The 16,550-nt window shown below is 69.2% G+C and carries 18 protein-coding genes, 1 tRNA gene and 2 pseudogenes; 12 read left to right on the top strand and 9 right to left on the bottom strand.

The window, feature by feature from the left end:
• Window positions 1–176: pseudogene (locus A5691_RS27275) on the top strand (acyl-CoA dehydrogenase family protein); the annotation flags it as partial.
• Between the two features lie 27 nt (window positions 177–203).
• Here A5691_RS27275 and A5691_RS27280 read toward each other — a convergent pair.
• Both A5691_RS27280 and A5691_RS11490 read right to left on the bottom strand, forming a co-directional pair.
• A pseudogene (locus A5691_RS27280) lies at window positions 204–350 on the bottom strand (acyl-CoA dehydrogenase family protein); the annotation flags it as partial.
• The gene (locus A5691_RS11490; protein WP_068016099.1) at window positions 305–2,014 is read right to left on the bottom strand and encodes an acyclic terpene utilization AtuA family protein; all 1,710 of its coding nucleotides are present in this window, start codon (window positions 2,012–2,014) and stop codon (window positions 305–307) included. The gene A5691_RS11490 and the pseudogene A5691_RS27280, both read right to left, overlap by 46 nt.
• A gap of 289 nt (window positions 2,015–2,303) precedes the next feature.
• Between A5691_RS11490 and rpmF the strand changes: the two genes are divergently transcribed.
• The 5 genes from rpmF (at window position 2,304) to A5691_RS11515 (ending at window position 6,900) form a co-directional block, all read left to right on the top strand.
• Window positions 2,304–2,477, top strand: coding sequence for a 50S ribosomal protein L32 (gene rpmF / locus A5691_RS11495; protein WP_007168835.1), 174 nt, complete (start codon window positions 2,304–2,306; stop codon window positions 2,475–2,477).
• 66 nt (window positions 2,478–2,543) lie between these two features.
• Complete coding sequence (mprA, locus tag A5691_RS11500) at window positions 2,544–3,233, top strand: two-component system response regulator MprA (protein ID WP_067271149.1); 690 nt, start codon at window positions 2,544–2,546, stop codon at window positions 3,231–3,233.
• 16 nt (window positions 3,234–3,249) lie between these two features.
• Entirely contained in the window at window positions 3,250–4,797 is a 1,548-nt protein-coding gene (locus A5691_RS11505; RefSeq protein ID WP_068016096.1) for a HAMP domain-containing sensor histidine kinase, read from the top strand.
• A gap of 79 nt (window positions 4,798–4,876) precedes the next feature.
• Window positions 4,877–6,343 (top strand): S1C family serine protease, encoded by a 1,467-nt coding sequence (locus A5691_RS11510; protein ID WP_068016094.1) that lies wholly within the window; start codon window positions 4,877–4,879, stop codon window positions 6,341–6,343.
• A complete protein-coding gene (locus A5691_RS11515) occupies window positions 6,343–6,900 on the top strand; it encodes a molybdenum cofactor biosynthesis protein B (RefSeq protein WP_055402749.1) in 558 nt (185 codons plus the stop codon). The genes A5691_RS11510 and A5691_RS11515 overlap by 1 nt, the downstream gene beginning before the upstream one ends.
• An 8-nt stretch (window positions 6,901–6,908) precedes the next feature.
• Here A5691_RS11515 and mscL read toward each other — a convergent pair whose 3' ends face one another.
• From mscL to A5691_RS11535, 4 genes are all read right to left on the bottom strand, one after another.
• Window positions 6,909–7,370 (bottom strand): large-conductance mechanosensitive channel protein MscL, encoded by a 462-nt coding sequence (gene mscL / locus A5691_RS11520; protein ID WP_067780546.1) that lies wholly within the window; start codon window positions 7,368–7,370, stop codon window positions 6,909–6,911.
• Window positions 7,371–7,436: 66 nt separating this feature from the next.
• Entirely contained in the window at window positions 7,437–8,102 is a 666-nt protein-coding gene (locus A5691_RS11525) for an SAF domain-containing protein (protein ID WP_067888344.1), read from the bottom strand.
• Between the two features lie 66 nt (window positions 8,103–8,168).
• Window positions 8,169–8,504: an FmdB family zinc ribbon protein gene (locus A5691_RS11530; RefSeq protein ID WP_067758104.1), complete on the bottom strand. Its 336-nt coding sequence runs from the start codon at window positions 8,502–8,504 to the stop codon at window positions 8,169–8,171.
• 89 nt (window positions 8,505–8,593) lie between these two features.
• Complete coding sequence (locus A5691_RS11535) at window positions 8,594–9,193, bottom strand: 5-formyltetrahydrofolate cyclo-ligase (RefSeq protein ID WP_067758101.1); 600 nt, start codon at window positions 9,191–9,193, stop codon at window positions 8,594–8,596.
• Window positions 9,194–9,269: 76 nt separating this feature from the next.
• On the opposite strand from A5691_RS11535, the gene A5691_RS11540 reads away from it, so the two are divergent.
• From A5691_RS11540 to A5691_RS11560, 5 genes are all read left to right on the top strand, one after another.
• Window positions 9,270–10,181 carry a UTP--glucose-1-phosphate uridylyltransferase gene (locus A5691_RS11540; RefSeq protein ID WP_067758098.1) on the top strand — a complete coding sequence of 304 codons (912 nt, stop codon included), beginning with the start codon at window positions 9,270–9,272 and terminating at the stop codon, window positions 10,179–10,181.
• Between the two features lie 88 nt (window positions 10,182–10,269).
• Window positions 10,270–11,565 carry a gephyrin-like molybdotransferase Glp gene (gene glp / locus A5691_RS11545; RefSeq protein WP_067758095.1) on the top strand — a complete coding sequence of 432 codons (1,296 nt, stop codon included), beginning with the start codon at window positions 10,270–10,272 and terminating at the stop codon, window positions 11,563–11,565.
• Window positions 11,566–11,586: 21 nt separating this feature from the next.
• Complete coding sequence (locus A5691_RS11550) at window positions 11,587–12,240, top strand: GNAT family N-acetyltransferase (RefSeq protein ID WP_197499159.1); 654 nt, start codon at window positions 11,587–11,589, stop codon at window positions 12,238–12,240.
• Window positions 12,241–12,432: 192 nt separating this feature from the next.
• Window positions 12,433–13,452 carry a gephyrin-like molybdotransferase receptor GlpR gene (glpR, locus tag A5691_RS11555; RefSeq protein ID WP_067758088.1) on the top strand — a complete coding sequence of 340 codons (1,020 nt, stop codon included), beginning with the start codon at window positions 12,433–12,435 and terminating at the stop codon, window positions 13,450–13,452.
• 50 nt (window positions 13,453–13,502) lie between these two features.
• Window positions 13,503–13,575, top strand: a tRNA-Ala gene (locus A5691_RS11560).
• A 65-nt stretch (window positions 13,576–13,640) separates the two neighbouring features.
• On the opposite strand, the gene A5691_RS11565 is transcribed toward A5691_RS11560, so the two are convergent.
• From A5691_RS11565 to A5691_RS11575, 3 genes are all read right to left on the bottom strand, one after another.
• A complete protein-coding gene (locus A5691_RS11565) occupies window positions 13,641–14,432 on the bottom strand; it encodes an alpha/beta hydrolase (RefSeq protein ID WP_067758194.1) in 792 nt (263 codons plus the stop codon).
• A 319-nt stretch (window positions 14,433–14,751) separates the two neighbouring features.
• Complete coding sequence (locus tag A5691_RS11570; RefSeq protein ID WP_068016089.1) at window positions 14,752–15,576, bottom strand: hypothetical protein; 825 nt, start codon at window positions 15,574–15,576, stop codon at window positions 14,752–14,754.
• Window positions 15,573–16,181: a TetR/AcrR family transcriptional regulator gene (locus A5691_RS11575; RefSeq protein WP_067758082.1), complete on the bottom strand. Its 609-nt coding sequence runs from the start codon at window positions 16,179–16,181 to the stop codon at window positions 15,573–15,575. The genes A5691_RS11570 and A5691_RS11575 overlap by 4 nt, the downstream gene beginning before the upstream one ends.
• Window positions 16,182–16,232: 51 nt before the next feature.
• Between A5691_RS11575 and A5691_RS29120 the strand changes: the two genes are divergently transcribed.
• Window positions 16,233–16,484: a hypothetical protein gene (locus tag A5691_RS29120; protein ID WP_067758079.1), complete on the top strand. Its 252-nt coding sequence runs from the start codon at window positions 16,233–16,235 to the stop codon at window positions 16,482–16,484.
• Window positions 16,485–16,550 lie beyond the last annotated feature (66 nt).

The raw sequence follows: 16,550 nt of genomic DNA on the forward strand, positions 1-16,550 counted from the left end.
TGCCCCACGCAGACGAGTGGGAGCGCGTCGGGGAGCTGCCGCGTGAGCTGCACCGTCGCGCCGGGGCGGCCGGCCTGCTGGGGGCGAACTTTCCCGAGGCGGTCGGCGGGGGTGGCGGCGACGGCGCCGACGCGGTGATCATCTGTGAGGAGGTGCATCAGGCCGGCCGCCCCGGCGCGACGGTGCAGCTCACGCGGCAGCTCCCCGACGCGCTCCCACTCGTCTGCGTGGGGCAGGATTTCGCGTTCGGTGAAGGAGCGCACCGTCTTTCGCAGCTCTTCGCGCTCCGGCGTCGTCCACAGATTCATAACAACCTTTCGGGGATGTCGACGTGGCGGCCGCGCAACCATTCGCCCAATCCCTTGGCCTGCGGGTCGAACCGCGCCTGGTAGGCGACGCCCTGGCCCAGGATGCCGTCGATGACGAAGTTGACCGCGCGCAGGTTGGGCAGCAAGTGGCGGGTGACGACGAACTCCGCGGCCTCGGGCAGCAGCTCCTTGAGCAGCTCGACGGTCAGCGTGTTGGCGAGCCACCGCCATTGCTCGTCGGTGCGAACCCAGACCCCGACGTTGGCCGAGCCGCCCTTGTCGCCGCTGCGGGCGCCGGCGATGCGGCCCAGCGGCACCCGGCGGGTCGGGCCGTCGGGCAACGGCTCCGGCAGGGGTGGGGGCTCGGCGGGCGCGAGCTCCAAAGTCTCGGTGACGCAGTCGATCTCGACCCGGGTGCCGTCGGCGTGCACCGCGACGTGGGGCACCTCCTTGGCGTCGACGTAGCCGGCGGTGAACACGCCGTAGACCTGACCGTCGCCCGGTGGGGCGGTCACGTGAAAGCCCGGATAGCTGGCGAGAGCCAATTCCACGGCGGCCGAGGAGAACTGGCGCCCGACGTTGGCGGGGTCGGGGTCGCGGACCACGCAGTGCAGCAGCGCGCTGGCGGCTTCCTCGGTGTCGGCGTCGGGGTGGTCGGTGCGGGCCAGCGACCACTGCAGCTCCGCGGGCTTGACGGTCAGCGCGGCGTCGAGCTGCCGGCGCACCAGGTCCGCCTTGGCCTCGATGTCGAGACCGGTCAGCACGAAGGTCATGGAGTTGCGGAATCCGCCGATGCTGTTCAGCGACACCTTGTAGGTGGGCGGCGGCGGTTCGCCGCGCACGCCGTGGATGCGCACCCGGTCGGGGCCGTCGGGGGACAGCTCGACGGTGTCCATCCGCGCGGTGACGTCGGGGTTGGCGTAGCGGGCGCCGGTGATCTCGTACAGCAATTGCGCGGTGACGGTGTCGACGCTCACCAGCCCGCCGGTGCCGGCGTGCTTGGTGATCACCGAGGAGCCGTCGGGGTGCACCTCGGCCAGCGGGAAGCCGGCGTGGGTCAGGTCCGCGACCTCCGTGAAGAAGGAGTAGTTGCCGCCGGTGGCCTGCACGCCGCACTCGATGACGTGGCCGGCGACCACCGCGCCGGCCAGCCGGTCGTAGTCGGTGCGGCCCCAGCCGAAGTGCGCGGCGGCGGCTCCGACGATCACCGAGGCGTCGGTGACCCGGCCGGTGACGACCACGTCGGCGCCGTCGCCCAGGCAGTCGACGATGCCCCACGCGCCCAGGTAGGCGTTCGCGGTCAGCGGGCTGCCCAGCCCGAGGTCGGCGGCGCGCGCCAGCAGGTCGTCGCCTTCGACGTGGGCGACCCGCGCGGGAATGCCGAGGCGCTCGGCCAGGGCGCGTATCGCGGCGGCCAGCCCCGCCGGGTTGAGTCCGCCGGCGTTGGCGACGATGCGCACACCCCGATCGCGGGCCTCCCCGAGACAGTCCTCGAGCTGGGTCAGAAACGTCTTGGCGTAGCCGCGCTCGGGGTGCTTCATCCGGTCGCGGCCCAGGATCAGCATGGTCAATTCGGCCAGGTAATCGCCGGTGAGGTAGTCCACGTCGCCGCCGGTGAGCATCTCGCGCATCGCCGACAGCCGGTCGCCGTAGAACCCGGAGCAGTTCGCGATCCGGACCGCGTCACGACCAGGAGCTGAGGCCATGCAGTCCTCCAATCTGCGTTTCACCGGTGAGCGCAAACCAACCAACCAACCGGTAGGTTAGCGGGTCGCGCCAGTGTCACGTCAAGGACGCCCCTCGCCTCCGACGTCGAGATTGCCGCCACGGTCGTGGACGGCGCCCGGATCACAACCGCCACGGCCATCTCGGCGCCAGAGGGCTTCGTTTTGGTGCCCGGCAGGCCACCGACTATCCTGGGAGCAATCGTCGCACGTTCGGCCGCACCGGCCACGCCGCGCGACAAGCCCCCGACACGAGGAGTTAGGCCCGACCATGGCCGTACCCAAGCGCAGGATGTCGCGCGCGAACACCCGTAGCCGTCGCGCGCAGTGGAAGGCCACCAAGACCGAACTCGTCGGTGTGACGGTCGCCGGCCAGAAGCACAAGGTGCCCCGCCGGCTGCTCAAGGCGGCCCGCCTCGGTCTGATCGACCTGGACCGGCGTTAGTTAATCTCGGCAAATACCCGGCGCGCCTCTCAGCCGGCTCTCAGGCGTCGGGACGACACTAGGCCCGTGCGGATACTGGTCGTCGACGACGATCGCGCAGTGCGTGAGTCGCTGCGCCGATCGCTTTCCTTCAATGGCTACTCGGTCGAGTTGGCCCATGACGGGCTGGAGGCGCTCGAGATGATCGCGAGCGACCGGCCCGACGCGCTCGTGCTCGACGTGATGATGCCGCGGCTGGACGGGCTCGAGGTCTGCCGTCAGCTCCGCAGCACCGGCGACGACCTACCCATCCTGGTGCTCACCGCCCGTGATTCGGTCTCCGAGCGCGTCGCCGGGCTCGACGCCGGCGCGGATGACTACCTCCCCAAGCCGTTCGCGCTCGAGGAACTGCTGGCCCGCATGCGGGCGCTGCTGCGCCGGACCAAGCCGGACGACGACGACGCCGAATCGGTGGCCATGCAGTTCTCCGACCTGACGCTGGACCCGGTGACCCGCGAAGTCACCCGCGGGCAGCGCCAAATCAGCCTTACGCGCACGGAATTCGCCTTGCTGGAAATGTTGATCGCCAATCCGCGCCGCGTACTCACCCGCAGCCGGATCCTGGAAGAGGTGTGGGGCTTCGACTTTCCCACTTCCGGCAACGCGCTGGAGGTCTACGTCGGCTATCTGCGCCGCAAGACCGAGGCCGACGGCGAGCCACGGCTGATCCACACGGTGCGCGGCGTGGGCTATGTCCTTCGGGAGACGCCGCCGTGACCAGTCACATCCCGCGATGATCAGGTACCAACGGCCCCCACGCGTGCCGCTTCGCGCCACCAGTTCGTTGTCCCTGCGGTGGCGCGTCATGCTGCTGGCGATGTCGATGGTGGCCATGGTCGTCGTGCTGATGGCGTTCGCCGTGTACGCGGTGATTTCGGCTGCGCTGTATAGCGATATCGACAACCAGTTGCAGAGCCGGGCTCAGCTGCTGATCGCCAGCGGCTCACTGGCCGCCGATCCCGGCAAGGCCATCGAGGGCACCGCGTATTCGGATGTCAACGCGATGCTGGTGAACCCGGGCCACTCGATCTACACGGCGCAACAGCCGGGTCAGACGCTGCCGGTCGGCGCGCCGGAAAAGGCGGTGATCCGCGGTGATCTGTTCATGTCCCGGCGCACCGCGTCCGATCAACGAGTCCTGGCCATTCACTTGCCCAATGGCTGCTCGCTGCTGATCTCCAAGAGCCTCAAGCCGACCGAGGCCGTGATGACCAAGCTGCGCTGGGTGCTGCTGATCGTCGGCGGCATCGGCGTCGCGGTCGCCGCGGTCGCGGGCGGCATGGTCACGCGGGCGGGGCTGCGCCCGGTGGCCCGCCTGACCGAGGCGACCGAACGGGTGGCGCGCACCGACGACCTGCGGCCGATCCCGGTGTTCGGTAGCGACGAATTGGCCAGGCTCACCGAGGCTTTCAACTTGATGCTGCGCGCGCTGGCCGAATCCCGCGAGCGTCAGGCGCGGCTGGTCACCGACGCGGGGCACGAACTGCGCACCCCGCTGACGTCGTTGCGCACCAACGTCGAGCTGCTGATGGCCTCCATGGAACCGGGGGCGCCGCGGCTGCCCGAGCAGGAGATGGTCGAGCTCCGCGCCGACGTGCTGGCGCAGATCGAGGAACTGTCCACGCTGGTGGGTGATCTCGTGGACCTCACCCGCGACGACGCCGGCCAGGTGGTGCACGAACCGGTCGACATGTCCGAGGTCATCGACCGCAGTCTGGAGCGGGTCAGGCGGCGCCGCAACGACATTCACTTCGACGTCGACGTAACCCCCTGGCAGATGTACGGCGACGCGGCGGGCCTGTCGCGCGCCGTGCTGAACCTGATGGACAACGCGGCCAAGTGGAGCCCGCCGGGCGGTCACGTGGGCATCACCATGCGGCAACTCGACCCGTCGCACGCCGAGTTGGTGGTCTCCGATCAAGGCCCGGGCATCCCGCCGCACGAACGGCGGCTGGTGTTCGAGCGGTTCTACCGGTCGACGACCGCGCGCGCCATGCCCGGTTCGGGGCTCGGGCTGGCGATCGTCAAAAAGGTCGTGCTGAACCACGGTGGATTGCTCCGCGTCGAGGACACCGTGCCGGGCGGACAGCCGCCGGGGACCTCGTTCTACGTGCTGCTGCCCGGCCGGCCGATGCCGCCCTCGGCCTATCCGACGTCGTCTGCCGCGGCCGCCGGCGAAGAATCCGTCACCGAACCCGCGGTTCGGATGACCGGCCAGTCGAACTCTCGGGAACCCGCGAACGTTATCTCAGTGGACTCTCAGTCCGCCCGGGCAACGTAGGTGTGCAGCCACTACTGTTGAAGAGCCCTGTCGAACCGACGAGCCGAATACTGAGATAGAGGAAGAGCGACCTAGCGCTATGACGAATGACCCGAGGTATTCGCCACCGCCGCAGCAGCCGGGGTACCACCCTGCGCCGAATCAGCCTGCGCCCACCCCGAGCCACCCGGGGACCTCTGCTTACGGCCAGGGGCACGCCCAACCGTACGGCCAGCCGTTCGACTGGCGGCATCAATCCCAGACCAACCAGTTCCGGCAGCCGTACGACCCGTTCAGCGGCACCGGTCCCGGGCGGATCCCCGGCCGGACCGGGGTAGGCCCGGTCCCCGGGGCCACCGGCACGGGCCCGATTCCCGGCATGCTGCCGCCGATGCCGCCGGGTCCCCAAAAACGTTCCCGCGCAGGGCTTTTGACTGTCGGTGCGCTGACCATCGCGGTGGTTTCGGCCGGCATCGGCGGGGCCGCGGCGACGGCCGTCGAGCTGGGGACGCATTCGACCACCAGCAATGGGCACACCGTCATCGGCGCACCCAGCGTCCCGGCGGCCAACATGCCGCCGGGCAGCGTCGAACAGGTCGCCTCCAAGGTGGTGCCCAGTGTCGTCATGCTGGAGACCGACCTGGGCCGCCAGTCCGAGGAGGGCTCCGGCATCATCCTTTCCGCCGACGGGCTCATCCTGACCAACAATCACGTGGTCGCGGCGGCCGCGGGGCCGCCGAAAGCGCCCGTGGTTCCCGGTGCGCCCCCCGGTGGTCCGCCCGGCGGTCCCGCCGGGCCGGCTCCGAAGACGACGGTGACCTTCGCCGACGGCCGCACCGCGCCGTTCACGGTCGTCGGTGCCGACCCCACCAGCGACATCGCGGTGATCCGGGTGCAGGGCATGTCCGGCCTGACCCCGATCTCCCTGGGCTCCTCGTCGGACCTGCGCGTCGGCCAACCGGTGGTGGCCATCGGGTCGCCGCTGGGTCTGTCGGGCACGGTCACCACCGGCATCGTCAGCGCGCTGAACCGGCCGGTGTCCACCACCGGTGAGTCGGGCAACCAGAACACCGTGCTGGACGCCATCCAGACCGACGCCGCCATCAACCCGGGTAACTCCGGCGGCGCGCTGGTCAACATGAATGGCCAGCTGGTCGGCGTGAACTCGGCGATCGCCACCCTGGGTGCGGACTCGCCGGACGCCCAGAGCGGCTCGATCGGCCTCGGCTTCGCCATTCCGGTCGATCAGGCCAAGCGCATCGCCGACGAGCTGATCAGCAGCGGCAAGGCGTCCCACGCGTCGCTCGGCGTGCAGGTGACCAACGACAAGGGTTCCCCGGGCGCCAAGGTCGTCGACGTGGTGCCGGGCGGGGCGGCCTCGACCGCCGGAGTGCCCAAGAACGTGATCGTCACCAAGGTCGACGACCGCCCGATCAACAGCGCCGACGCCTTGGTCGCCGCCGTGCGGTCGAAGGCGCCCGGTGACAAGATTTCGCTGACCTTCCAGGATCCCGCTGGTGGTGGCAGCCGTACCGTGCCGGTGACTCTGGGGAAGGCGGATCAGTAATGCGAGTCGAAGAACCCTCGGCGGCCGGATTGTCCGAGCTCGGTTATACGGTGGCACCCATGGAAACGGGTGCGGAGTTGGTGGTTGGCCGGGCCCTGGTCGTGGTGGTCGACGATCGCACCGCCCACGGGGATGAGGACCACAGCGGGCCGCTGGTCACCGAGCTGCTCACCGAGGCGGGGTTCGTCGTCGACGGTGTGGTCGCGGTCGCGGCCGACGAGGTCGAGATCCGCAACGCGCTCAACACCGCGGTGATCGGCGGGGTGGACCTGGTGGTCTCGGTCGGCGGGACGGGCGTCACCCCACGCGACGTCACCCCCGAAGCCACCCGCGAGATCCTGGACCGCGAGATCCTCGGCATCGCCGAAGCCATTCGCGCCTCGGGGCTCTCCGCGGGGATCACCGACGCCGGATTGTCACGCGGCCTGGCCGGCGTGTCCGGGAGCACGTTGGTGGTGAACCTCGCCGGTTCCCGCTATGCGGTGCGCGACGGGATGGCGACGCTGAATCCCCTCGCCGCACAGATCATCGGGCAGCTGTCGAGCCTGGAGATCTAGCCGGGGCCCTACGCCTCGGCGTCGGCGCGCGGTCCGTGCTCCGGCGGGGGCGTCGTGGTGGTGGCAGCGCCGCCGTGCCGACCGGACGAGTCGCCGTTGGTCTGCGCCAGGAGGTCGCGGATCTCCGTCAGCAGAACGATCTGGGCGTCGTCGGCCTGCTCGACCTCCCCGCGCCTGCGCAGGGTCGTGTACGGCAACACGACCAGGAAATAGACGACGGCCGCGATGATGACGAAGTTGATGGCGGCCGACAGCACGTTGTTGAGGTCGATGGTCTGGCCGCCGCCGATGCCGATCCGCAGGATGCCGAGATTCGACTTCTCGTTGACACCGACGCGGTTGATCAGCGGCTTGATGATGCTGTCGGTGAATTGGGTGACCAGCGCGGTGAAGGCGGTACCGATGACCACCGCGGTGGCCAGGTCGATGATGTTGCCCCGCGAGAGAAACTCCTTGAACCCTTTGAACATTCAGATGTCCTTCCTGGGATTGGACAGAGTTTGCTGTCAGCTGCGGGGCCAACGACGGCGAGGCACTCAGTGCAGGGTGAGGGTCACCGCCTGACCCAGCGCCGAGCCCGCCACCGTGTTCGCCACGCGAGCCGGCAGCGCAACCAACACTACGCGGTCACCGTCCGCGGCCTGGACCTTCGGCTTGGCCGACACGAGCACCACGACGGCGTCGGTGGCCACCACCTTGGGGGTGGCCTGGGCCGGCTCCGGCCCCGCGGTCGCCGGTGCGGCCAGCACGTCGACGACGTCGCCGACGCGGACAAGGTCGATCAGGGCGCTGTCGGCCAGGCGCAGCGGCACGATGCGGGCACCGGGTCCCGCGGTCGACTCGGCGAGCCGGCTGCCGAGCAACCGGACATCGGTGAGCACCTCGCCGCGCCGCGTCGGACCGGCGAGCGTCGACCCGGCCACCGCGCTCACGTCGGCCAGTGAGCCATCGGGAACGGTTGCGGCCAAACGCTTTTCGAGGTGGACATCCGCGGGCGTCAACGCGGCGCCGGGCCGCAGGTCGTGGTCGGCGACCACCACCTCGGCGTAGTCACCCGCCGGGTTGGAGCGCAGCGCCGCCACGCCGGCCAACACGACAAGCCCGCCCGCCGCGATCCGCCGCGCCAGCACCGTACGTGTCCAATCGGGACGCAGCAGCAAAAGGCGGTTGAACGGGCTTGGGTTCAGTGACGACTCGCCCACGCCGCAACGGTAGGCGCATGGGGGTCAGCGCCGAACGTCGTCGGCGCAACGGTTGTGGATAACCCGTCAGCTCGAGGCGGACGCGGTGGACGCCGCGGAGCTGCTGGTCGCCTTCTCGCTCGGACCGGACTTCTCGGTCGATCCGGACTTTTCGCTTGATGCGCCGTTCGAGCCGGAGTCGCTCGACGAGGATCCGTTGGTCGAGCTCGCGGACTTCTTGCCGGACTCGCGGCTGTCGGTGCGGTAGAAGCCGCTGCCCTTGAACACCACTCCTACGGAGTTGAAGAGCTTGCGCAGCCGCCCGGAGCAGCGCTTGCAGGTGGTCAGCGCGTCGTCGGTGAAGGCCTGCACGATGTCGAAGCGATCGTCGCACTCGGTGCACTGATAGCTGTAAGTCGGCACGAAAACCTCCGGATGGTTGCAAAAGCCTGTTAGCACTCTAGCGTCTCAAGTGCTAGAACCGCCACGTGACGTCACTCATTCCCGATCTGTTACCCGCGACCGAGCGCGACTAGTCCCCGCCTGGGCGTGAGGGCGTCCGTCATCGGGATGTCGTGCGGCTCGGCGGGCAACCGGTCCACCAACTCCGCGTCGCGCACCACCGCGATCAGCCGCGCGTGGGGACCCCGGCCGCCCAGGGAGCGATCGTAGAAGCCACGACCGCGGCCCAACCGGGCCCCAAAGCGGTCGACGGCCAACGCCGGCACCAGGATCAGGCTCGCCTCGGCGATGGCCGAGGCCGGAAACCAGGGTTCCGGCGGCTCCAGCAACCCCCACCGCGCGGACGTCAGGGTGCCGGGCCGATATTCGCCCCAGCGCAATGGCAGCGCCGCGCCGTCGGCGGCCGTGCGCGCAACCGGCAGTAACACGCGTCCGGGCCGCCGCAGCAACACGTCGAGCATGTCTATCGACCCGGGCTCGGCGCCCACCGGCACGTACGCGCACACGGTGTCACCGCTGCTCATGATGCTTTTCAGGGCCTCGATCCGCCCGCTCAGCATCCGGGCCTCCTCGGCCCGCACCTCGTCGGCAACGCGGCGGCGGGCCGCCTGCAACTGGGCCCGCAACGCGGCCTTACCGGTGGTCGCCATGCCTCAACCATTGCAGCCGGATCTTTGGCCGCGCCACATCGACTCGGCAAACCGCTGTCGGGTTATCGTGTGAACAATGTCAAGCCCAAAAGTGGTGGTCCCACACACGGCGATCGTGCCCGCCGCCGGTCTGGGTACCCGCTTCCTGCCCGCGACGAAAACGGTGCCCAAGGAGCTGCTGCCGGTCGTCGACACCCCTGGCATCGAGCTGGTGGCCGCCGAGGCGGCCGAGGCGGGCGCCGACCGCCTGGTGATCATCACCTCCGAGGGTAAGGACGGCGTCGTCGCCCACTTCGTCGAGGACCTTGTCCTCGAGGGAACGCTGGAGGCGCGCGGCAAGAAGGCGATGCTCGACAAGGTGCGGCGCGCGCCGCAGCTGATCAAGGTCGAGTCCGTCGTGCAGGCCGAGCCGCTCGGCCTGGGCCACGCCATCGGCTGCGTGGAGCCCACCCTGACGTCGGACGACGACGCCGTGATGGTGCTGCTACCCGACGACCTGGTGCTGCCGACCGGCGTCCTCGAAACGATGTCGAAGGTGCGGGCGCAATACGGCGGCACCGTGTTGTGCGCGATCGAGGTGGCGCCCGACGAGGTCAGCGCGTACGGGGTTTTCGACGTCGAGCCGGTGCCCGGTGACGACAACCCGGACGTGCTGAAGGTCAACGGCATGGTGGAGAAGCCCAAGCAAGAGGACGCCCCATCGCTTTTCGCCGCCGCGGGCCGCTACGTGCTCGACCGGGCCATCTTCGACGCGTTGCGCCGCGTCCACCGCGGGGTGGGCGGCGAGGTGCAGCTCACGGATGCGATCGCGTTGCTCATCGCGGAGGGCCACCCCGTGCATGTCGTCGTGCATCGCGGATCTCGACACGACTTGGGAAATCCCGGCGGCTACCTCAAGGCTGCGGTTGACTTTGCATTGGATCGTGACGACTACGGCCCGGATTTGCGGCGATGGTTGGTGGCGCGGTTAGGCCTGGCCGAGAAGTAGCCGGCCGATACGCCCGGCCCACGACGGCGCCCGTAGGGCTGATGAGGGCGGTGCCCGCCAGGGGCATCAGAGGGCAGAGAGGCGCGCTGTGCGTTCTGTTGAGGAGCAGCAGGCCCGGATAACCGCTGCCGCGGTGGCGCCGCGGCCCATCCGGGTGGCCATCGCCGAGGCGCAGGGATTGATGTGTGCCGAGGAAGTTGTCACCGAGCGGCCCATGCCCGGCTTCGACCAGGCCGCGATCGACGGCTACGCGGTGCGCAGCGTCGACGTGCTGGGCATCGGCGAAGTGGGAGCCGACAGCATGCCTGAGCCGCCGCCCGGCGACGCCGAGCTGGACGAAGACCGGCGCGAGGGCCTGGTCCTGCCGGTGATGGGAACCGTCGAGGCCGGCGCGCGCACCCCCAGCCGCCTGCAACCGCGCCAGGCCGCCCGAGTGCACACGGGAGCCCCGCTACCCACGCTCGCCGACGCGGTGATCCCGTTGCGCTGGACCGACGGCGGGAGCAAGCGAGTGCGGATCCTGCGCGGCGCGCCGTCGGGTGCGTACGTGCGCCGCACCGGCGACGACGTGCAGCCCGGCGACGTCGCGGTGCGCGCCGGCACGGTGATCGGCGCGGCCCAGGTCGGGCTGCTCGCGGCGGTCGGCCGCGAGCGGGTGCTGGTGCATCCGCGGCCCCGGGTGACGGTGTTGGCCGTCGGTGGTGAACTGGTCGACATTTCACGCACCCCCGGCAACGGCCAGGTCTACGACGTCAACTCCTACGCGCTGGCGGCGGCGGCCCGCGATGCCGGTGCCGAGGTCAACCGCATCGGCATCGTCAGCAACGACCCCAAGGAATTCCGCGACACCGTCGAGGGCCAGATCAACCGCGCCGAGGTGATGGTGATCGCCGGCGGGGTCGGCGGCGCCGCGGCCGAGTCGGTGCGCTCGGTCCTTTCCGAGCTGGGGGAGATGGAAGTCGTCCGCGTCGCGATGCACCCCGGGTCGGTCCAGGGCTTCGGGCAGCTCGGCCGCGACGGCGTCCCGACGTTTCTGCTGCCCGCCAACCCGGTCAGCGCGCTGGTGGTCTTCGAGGTGATGGTCCGGCCGCTGATCCGGCTCTCGCTGGGCAAGCGTCAGCCGATGCGCCGGATCGTGCAGGCCCGCACCCTGTCGCCGATCACGTCGGTCGCCGGGCGCAAGGGCTACCTGCGCGGCCAGTTGATGCGCGACCAGGAGACCGGTGAATACCTGGTGCAGGCACTCGGCGGGCCGCCCGGGGCGTCCTCGCACCTGCTGGCCACCCTCGCCGAAGCCAACTGCCTCGTGGTGGTGCCCAGCGGCGCCGAACAGATCCGCACCGGCGAAATCGTCGATGTCGCCTTCCTGGCTCAGCGCGGTTAAGTGCAACGACTCCGCCAGCTCGTGAACCTGTTGCGCACCAACGCCCGCCACCCGGGCTGGCCGCTGGATGTCGGGCCCTTGCGGGTGCCGGCGGGAGTCGTCCGACTGCGGGCGGTGCGGATGCGCGACGGCGCCCAATGGAGCCGCATCCGGTTGGCCGACCGCGCCCACCTCGAGCCGTGGGAGCCCAGCGCGGAGAGCGATTGGACGACCCGGCACACCGTCGCCGCGTGGCCGGCGCTGTGCTCCGGCCTGCGCGCGGAGGCCCGTGCGGGCCGCATGCTGCCCTACGTCATCGAGCTCGACGGACGCTTCTGTGGCCAGCTGACCATCGGCAACGTCACCCATGGGGCGTTGCGATCGGCGTGGATCGGCTATTGGGTGCCGCGGTCGGCGACCGGCGGCGGGGTGGCCACGGCAGCCCTGGCGCTGGGCCTGGATCACTGCTTCGGTCCGGTGATGCTGCACCGCGTCGAGGCCACCGTGCGCCCCGAGAACGCGGCCAGCCGGGCCGTGTTGGCAAAAGTCGGCTTCCGGCAAGAGGGTTTGTTGCAGCGCTACCTCGAGGTCGACAAGGCGTGGCGGGACCACCTGTTGATGGCCATTACGGCCGAAGAGGTGTCCGGGTCGGTGGCATCGACCCTGGTCCGGGGCGGGCACGCCAGCTGGGCGTGACGGCGCAGCCCCGCGCTGGGCGGCCGCGCCGCGACTAGCGCATTTGGCCCCCGTGTGGCTACCGCGACACGAGTGACTCGTGGTGCTTGTGAGAGGCAAATTACAGGTGTGTAATTGTCCTGGTCACCAAGACCCGGCCGCGCTGGCCTCCGAGGGGCTTCGCGGAATCGGAACCGAAGAGAGCAGGTCGTCATGCCAAGCATTCCGCAGTCACTGTTGTGGATCTCGCTCGTAGTGCTCTGGCTGTTCGTCTTGGTGCCCATGCTCGTCAGCAAACGCGACGCCGTGCGCCGCACCAGCGACGTCGCCCTGGCGACCCGGGTCCTCAACGGCGGCGCGAACTCCCGCCTGATCAAGCGCAGCGGCCCGGCCGCGGGTCATCGCAGCGACCCCGACTGGAAACCGCCGGAAGAGTCGGCCGACAACGAGCTCGACCTCGCCGAGGGTGACGAAGACGAAGAGCACGACACCGAGGAGCTGCGGGCCGCGCGCCCCGTCGTCATGAAGATCGCGACACCCGAGCTCACCGAGCCCGACTACCTCGACGTCGATGTCGTCGAGGATTCTCAGGCCCTGCCGGCGGCCGTCGATGCCGTCGTCGAGGAAGAAGCCGAGGCCGACGAGGACGACGAGGACTCCGACACCGACGTGGTCGCCCACGCCGGCGACGAAGCCGACGAGGGCTTCGAATACGTCGACGACTCTTCGGGTCTGGAGCCCGAGGCCGAGGCCGACGACGAGGAGATGCCGCCGCCCGTCCCGCGGAACGCCTCTCGGCGCCGCCGCTTCGACACCAAGACCGCCGCCGCGGTCAGCGCCCGCAAGTACGCCTTCCGCAAGCGCGTGTTGATGGTGATGGCCGTCGTGCTGGTCGGCACGGCCACGGCCGCGTTCAAGATTTCGCCGACCGCCTGGTGGGCGTGCGGCAGCGCCACCGTCGTGACGCTGCTCTACCTGGCGTACCTGCGGCGCCAGACCCGCATCGAGGAGAAGGTCCGTCGCCGCCGGATGCAGCGGATGTCGCGGGCGCGTATGGGCGTCGAGAACGCCTACGACCGCGACTACGACGTGGTCCCGTCGCGCCTGCGGCGGCCGGGGGCGGTGGTTCTCGAGATCGACGACGAGGACCCGATCTTCGAGCACCTGGACTACGCGATGCCGATGCGCAACTACGGCTGGCCCAGGGACTTGCCGCGAGCCGTCGGCGAGTAGCGATCGCATTTCGGCGGTTCGGCCCGCGGCTGGTAGCCTGCTAGCGATCAGGGGCTATGGCGCAGTTGGTAGCGCGACTCGTTCGCATCGAGTAGGTCAGGGGTTCGAATCCCCTTAGCTCCACAGAGATTGACCAGGTAAAGGGCGCTTCGCCAAGGCGGTCGATCAGCAAGCGCGCGTCACGGCACCTAGTTCGGCGTGGCGGCGAAGAGCTCATTCTTCGTCAGCCACGCGTCAATGTGGCTCATGGTTAGCGGTAGGGAAGCCCCCGAGAAGACCATGTGGTCGGAGTCGGGTATCACGACGACGTCCGCGTGCCGGTATTGCGCCGCGGTCTTGCGCAACACCCCTGCGGGCACGATCAGGTCGCATTCGCCCCCAATCACCAACACCGGCGCGCTCACCGCGGCGGCATCGACGCGGGTTGCCCGGGAGAGCCTGAGTATCGCAAGGAGCATCTCGCACTGTGCTCGACCGGAATCGCAAACCAGGCCGTCATATATCTCGCGGGCGGTGTCCTCAGATTGGGTGTTGGCCACCCATTGCCGGAATCGCTCGAACGGGGGAGGAGGCACCGGTTTGGCCCAGGCGCGCGAGCGCAGGAACCACGGCGCCGACATCCGCCTGTTGGCGGGAGTCGAACCGCCGATGCCGGCAGCGGGGGCGGGACATGCCGCGACCAGCCCGGTGTGGGGGGTGCGTGCGGCGACCAGTTGGGCGAGCAGGCCGCCCATCGAGTGGCCGACCAACAACGGTGGCGTTTCGAGCGAACCGACGAAGGCCACCAGGTCGTCGACGTAATCCCGCAGGCTTAGGGAGGCCACCTTGGCGGCCCCCTCGTGGATCGGCAATTCGTGATGCCGCAGCGTCGGCGTATGCGCGGTGTAACCGCGATCCTGGAACGCGGCGCGGGCGGCGGCCAGCTGTTCTCCGCGTGACCAGTTGCCGTGAATCAGGACAACGTGCCGCGTCTCGGACATACCCAAAAGGATGGCACCGGCGACCATCCGTCGTGGCGATTTGGCCTGGCCGTCGGCAAATTCCAGCGTCCGCGGGCCTTGGTTCGCCGAGCACCCCGCAGTCCATTGAGCGAACAATGCCCCCGAAAGGCGATCAGCACTACCGGTAGGTGGCCACCGGGTGGCAGGCTCAACTCAGGAAGGGACTGAACAGAGTCCCAATGGAACAAGCTGAGGCCAGACTGTTACGGCTCAAGCAACGGGCCGTGGCTCGAGGTTTCCCACACCTCAGTCCCTCCCGCCAACCACCTGCCACGCGACGCGGTGCGCGAGCCGCCCCTCACGGACGGGCGACGAGATAGGTTTCGTTGCCCATGCCGGCGGTGAGCTCGTCGACGTCGAAGGGCCGGTCGAGTCGGGCGTGCAACGCCTTCGGGTCGACCAGCATGCCGATCTCGGCGGTTTGCCGGGCGAACATCCGCCCCACGAACGGGTAGATGCGGCGCATGATCACCCGCTCGCCGGCGGTGCAGCGCGAGGCGCAGTAGCCGACGTGGCCGATCTCGTCGGTGAGGATTTCGCGGTAGAGCAGTTCGATTCGCGCGCAGACTTCCGGTTCGTCGGCGAACAGTTCTGTGCCGGCGCGGCGTAACTCGTCGAACATGATGCAGCCCGCCATCTCGCCGGCGCCGACGAACGCAAAGCCCAGCCTTTGCGGCATGAACACGCCGGTTTTGACGAACTGGCGCATGACGAACGGGGGAGGGGCGACTTGGAACGTCAGGTCGAAGACGTCGAGCGCGTATGCGAGCAGCCGGGTGTGGTAGTGCTCTTCCAGTTCGAGGTAGACGCTTTCGGGCGGCGCATCGTGACCGCTGTTGCGCCCGTAGGTTTCGCCGAGCCCCACGCCGAACCGCTCGGCCTGATTCAGCTTGGCCGTCGCCAGCAGGAACAGCATCTTGCGATCCAGGCCTGCCTCGGGCCGCCGGCGGCGCAGGTTGCGCAGGAACGTCTGTTGATCGATCGGGTGGGCCGACCGGACGGGGTTCGCTTCGAGTTGACCGAAGAACTGCTCGCGCTTCGCCAATCGTCGGTTGAGTAGGTCGGCCTCGCCGTCGCGCCTAGCGAGGAAATCGCGATACCCCTCGATGCTCGTGCTGTTCATCGTTTCTCCATTCCGTTGACACTCGTTGATACGTAACGACTTAACAGCGCAGGGTCGTGTGATCCAACGGCGAGCAGCGCAAAGAGCCCGGTGAGAAAGAACATCGCCAGTTCCGTTGCGTCCGCGTCGGACGAGACTTGTCCCGCGTCTTGCGCACGGCCGATCACGCCCGCCAGGAACTGTGCGATCGGGTGCTGCGCCAGCTCCTCTTCAACGGGACGCGATGGCGAGAAATGCAGACCGAGCATGTCCCGGAAAACGCCTGCACCCAAACGATTTTCGGCGTCGAGTATCCGCGATACGACGTCCGACAGGACAGTGGCCAAATCGCCCTTGGCGTCGCCGAGCTCGCCAATTATCCGCCTCTCCTCGGCGCGCTCCAGCTCGGCGAGCACGTGCTCCTTCGTCGGGAAATGGAAATAGAACGTTCCCCGCACCACGCCCGCCGCGGCGGCGATGGCGCTGACATCGGCCGCGGCCAAGCCGCGCTGCCCGATCTCGCCCAGCGCGGCGTCGAACAGGCGCGCCCGCGTTTCGAGTCGCCGGGCCTCCCGGACGCCACCGGGTGGAGTTTCGGTCACGGAGGAGGCGGGCGATGACCCCATCGACGCACCCTACGTCTTTGGCTGACGACCGTCAATGACGACCGTCAACGAATGGTACGCGGCGTCGTTCACCGTTCCAGCGCGCGGCGAGCGACCCCCCAGGGCAACCGGTCGGGTGATCTCCCCGCCGCGTGCGCCTCCGGCAACCCGGACGACGTGGCGGCGCGCGCCCGGTTGGAGGCGAACATCGTTGTGGGCCAACACCTCGAGCGGGCCTCGAACCTCACGGCCGCGGACGTGGGGAAGTGGCTGCCCAGCCTGCTGCCGCACCGCCCCGAACGACCGGAACTCGCCTGCGAGTGAGCGCGATTGCCCATGACGCGGCGCGGGTACTGATCCTTGCGACAAGCCATCAACCGAAAGGACCGA

Origin of the sequence: Mycobacterium sp. E183 (genome assembly GCF_001667735.1) — a bacterium.
In the GTDB taxonomy this organism is placed as follows: domain Bacteria; phylum Actinomycetota; class Actinomycetes; order Mycobacteriales; family Mycobacteriaceae; genus Mycobacterium.

What these genes read in the sequence shown, in the direction of transcription:
- A5691_RS11540 (WP_067758098.1), top strand. Translation starts at nt 9,270, where the DNA reads ATGTCAAGCCCAAAAGTGGTGGTCCCACACACGGCGATCGTGCCCGCC.
- rpmF (WP_007168835.1), top strand. Translation starts at nt 2,304, where the DNA reads ATGGCCGTACCCAAGCGCAGGATGTCGCGCGCGAACACCCGTAGCCGT.
- A5691_RS11535 (WP_067758101.1), bottom strand. Translation starts at nt 9,193, where the DNA reads ATGGCGACCACCGGTAAGGCCGCGTTGCGGGCCCAGTTGCAGGCGGCC.
- A5691_RS11565 (WP_067758194.1), bottom strand. Translation starts at nt 14,432, where the DNA reads ATGTCCGAGACGCGGCACGTTGTCCTGATTCACGGCAACTGGTCACGC.
- A5691_RS11505 (WP_068016096.1), top strand. Translation starts at nt 3,250, where the DNA reads ATGATCAGGTACCAACGGCCCCCACGCGTGCCGCTTCGCGCCACCAGT.
- A5691_RS11490 (WP_068016099.1), bottom strand. Translation starts at nt 2,014, where the DNA reads ATGGCCTCAGCTCCTGGTCGTGACGCGGTCCGGATCGCGAACTGCTCC.
- A5691_RS11575 (WP_067758082.1), bottom strand. Translation starts at nt 16,181, where the DNA reads ATGGGGTCATCGCCCGCCTCCTCCGTGACCGAAACTCCACCCGGTGGC.
- glpR (WP_067758088.1), top strand. Translation starts at nt 12,433, where the DNA reads ATGCCAAGCATTCCGCAGTCACTGTTGTGGATCTCGCTCGTAGTGCTC.
- mscL (WP_067780546.1), bottom strand. Translation starts at nt 7,370, where the DNA reads ATGTTCAAAGGGTTCAAGGAGTTTCTCTCGCGGGGCAACATCATCGAC.
- A5691_RS11515 (WP_055402749.1), top strand. Translation starts at nt 6,343, where the DNA reads ATGCGAGTCGAAGAACCCTCGGCGGCCGGATTGTCCGAGCTCGGTTAT.
- A5691_RS29120 (WP_067758079.1), top strand. Translation starts at nt 16,233, where the DNA reads ATGGTACGCGGCGTCGTTCACCGTTCCAGCGCGCGGCGAGCGACCCCC.
- A5691_RS11570 (WP_068016089.1), bottom strand. Translation starts at nt 15,576, where the DNA reads ATGAACAGCACGAGCATCGAGGGGTATCGCGATTTCCTCGCTAGGCGC.
- A5691_RS11510 (WP_068016094.1), top strand. Translation starts at nt 4,877, where the DNA reads ATGACGAATGACCCGAGGTATTCGCCACCGCCGCAGCAGCCGGGGTAC.